General features: G+C 62.4%; 2 protein-coding genes. Both read right to left on the bottom strand.

Annotation, left to right across the window (positions count from 1 at the left end):
• Window positions 1–497, bottom strand: a 497-nt coding sequence (locus GIW04_RS29795; RefSeq protein ID WP_236479539.1) for an SDR family NAD(P)-dependent oxidoreductase, incomplete at its 3' end; no start/stop codon positions are given.
• A 21-nt stretch (window positions 498–518) separates the two neighbouring features.
• Window positions 519–2,168 (bottom strand): AMP-binding protein, encoded by a 1,650-nt coding sequence (locus GIW04_RS29790; protein ID WP_137203719.1) that lies wholly within the window; start codon window positions 2,166–2,168, stop codon window positions 519–521.
• Window positions 2,169–2,470 lie beyond the last annotated feature (302 nt).

Here is a 2,470-nt window from a genome sequence, read left to right as displayed (position 1 = left end):
CCCTTGGAGGCGGCGTACGCAGCCTGACCGATCTGCCCATCGAATGCCGCCACCGAGGCGGTATTGATGATCACGCCGCGCTCGCCGTCGGCATTCGCCTCGGTTTCAGCGATCGCCGCAGCGGCCAGGCGCAGCAGGTTGAAGCTGCCGATCAGGTTGACGTTGATTACCTGGGCAAAGCTTGCCAGGCCGTGCGGGCCATTCTTGCCGAGGATCTTCTCGCCGCGCACCACACCCGCACAGTTGACCAGGCCATGCAAGCCCCCAAAGGCCTCGACCGCTGCCTTCACCGCCGCTTCTGCAGCGGCTTCATGGCTGATGTCTGCTACGGCACTGCGGGCGTTGTCGCCCAGTTGCTCGGCCTTGGCGGCCACGGCGTCGGCGTTCAAGTCCACCAGCATCACCTTGGCACCTGCGGCGACCAGCATTTCAGCGGTGGCCGCGCCGAGGCCCGACGCGCCGCCGCTGACCAGGAATACCTTGTTTTCAATCTGCATCGTTGTTTCCTTTTAAAGGGATCAAGCCACGGCCGCCTGGGCCTTGGCTATTTCCTGATTGCGCAAAATAAAGCGTTGCAGCTTGCCGCTCGGGGTCTTGGGCAAGTCGCTGACAAATTCGATTTCCCGTGGGTATGCATGGGCGGCCAGGCGCTGGCGCACGTGCAGGCGCAGTTCTTCAGCCAGCTCCGGGGTGGCACGGTATTGCTCGCTGATCACCACAAAGGCTTTGACCAATTCGGTGCGCTCCGGGCAAGGCTTGCCGACCACGGCAGCCTCGACCACCGCCGGGTGTTCGACCAGCGCGCTTTCCACATCAAAAGGGCCCACCCGATAGCCGGATGTAGTGATCACGTCGTCGCTGCGCCCGACAAAGCTGATGCTGCCGTCGGGGTTCAGCTCCACGGTGTCGCCGCTGAGGTAGTACTTGCCGACAAAGGCCTTGGTTTTCACGCCGTCGTACCCGGCAAACCAGCACATAGGCGATTGCTCGCGGTCGATGGCCAGGATGCCGGGCTGGCCGGCCGGCAGCTCCTGATGGTTGTCATCCAGCACCACGATGCGATGCCCCGGCGAGGCAAAACCCGCCGAGCCGACATGCACCGGATGCACCAGGCCGTGGTGGTTGCACAGCACCATGCCCAGCTCGGTCTGGCCGTAATGGTCGTGGATGGTCACGCCCAGGTTGTCGGCGAACCAGCGGATCACCTCCGGGTTCAACGGCTCGCCGGCGCTGCTGACGATGCGCAGCTTGCCTTTGATCGAACGCGCGAACTGTTCGCCACCGGCAATCAGCAGGCGATACGCCGTGGGCGAACCGGTCAGGTTGGTGATTGAGTATTTATTGATCACCCGGCAGGTGCTTTCCAGGGTGAACGGGCCATCGTAGAAGGTGATCGGGTGCCCCATGGACAACGGCCCGGTCACGCCGAAATAGATGCCATAGGCCCAGCCCGGGTCGGCAACGTTCCAGAACGCGTCCTCGGGGCGCAAGTCCACGGCGTCGCGCATGTAGCCCTGGAACGCGACGATGGCCTTGAGCGGCACCGACAGCGCCTTGGACGGGCCGGTGGTGCCCGAGGTGAACATCAGCAGGAACGGCTCCTCTGCGCCCAGCAGCACCGGCTCGCAGTGAGAAGCGTAATTGGGCAGTTCGGCCCAGAAGCTGTAATCGCCACGCACGATGCCTTCACCCTTGGCCCCGGCGACCGTGACGATGGTCGGGCAGTCGGCGACTTCCGCCAGCTTGGGGCGGTTCACCGCATCGGTGACCACCAGCGCTGCGCCGGAGCTGTTCAAGCGGTGTTCAATCGCCTTGGGACCGAACGCGGTAAACAGTGGCTGATAGACCGCGCCGATGCGCCAGGTTGCTAACACCACCACCAGCAATTCGGCGGTACGCGGCAGCAGGCCCGCCACCTTGTCACCGCGCTTGACGCCCTGGGCCAGCAGGAAGTTGGCGAAACGTGCGGCCTGCTCCTGCAATTCGGTAAAGGTCGAGGTGGCGCTACGCCCGTCCTTGCCTTCCCAGAACAACGCGATTCGCCCCGGCAGCGCGTGACGGTCACAACACTCCACACAGGCATTGAGCGCTTGCAGATTGCCGGCCAGTGCGGCGTCGACGGTGTGCTGGTAATCAAACTCGGTGGTGGCAGCCAAATACTCACGCATCGCTTCCTATCCTTCTGTGTTTTTATTTTCAGGACGTTTACAACTCGAAAAAAGCGCTGAAATAGTCGCTCCAGAGCGGCGTAGCAGCAATGGTCAAAGCCTTCAACTTGGCTGACTGGTTTGGCCATGGCTATCTGTAGGAGCGAGCTTGCTCGCGAAAATCTCACAGGCGCCGCGTTTATTCAGGAAGCGCGCGTCATCGTTGACGTTTTTCGCGAGCAAGCTCGCTCCTACAGATAGCCATGGCCAAACCAGTCAGCCAAGTTGAAGGCTTTGACCATTGCTGCTACGCCGCTCTGGAG

This window comes from Pseudomonas sp. PA-4-8C (assembly GCF_021606625.1).
GTDB classification, from domain to species: domain Bacteria; phylum Pseudomonadota; class Gammaproteobacteria; order Pseudomonadales; family Pseudomonadaceae; genus Aquipseudomonas; species Aquipseudomonas lactis.
Note: the sequence above shows the minus strand (reverse complement) of the source record. Positions and strands in the feature narration are given on the sequence as shown.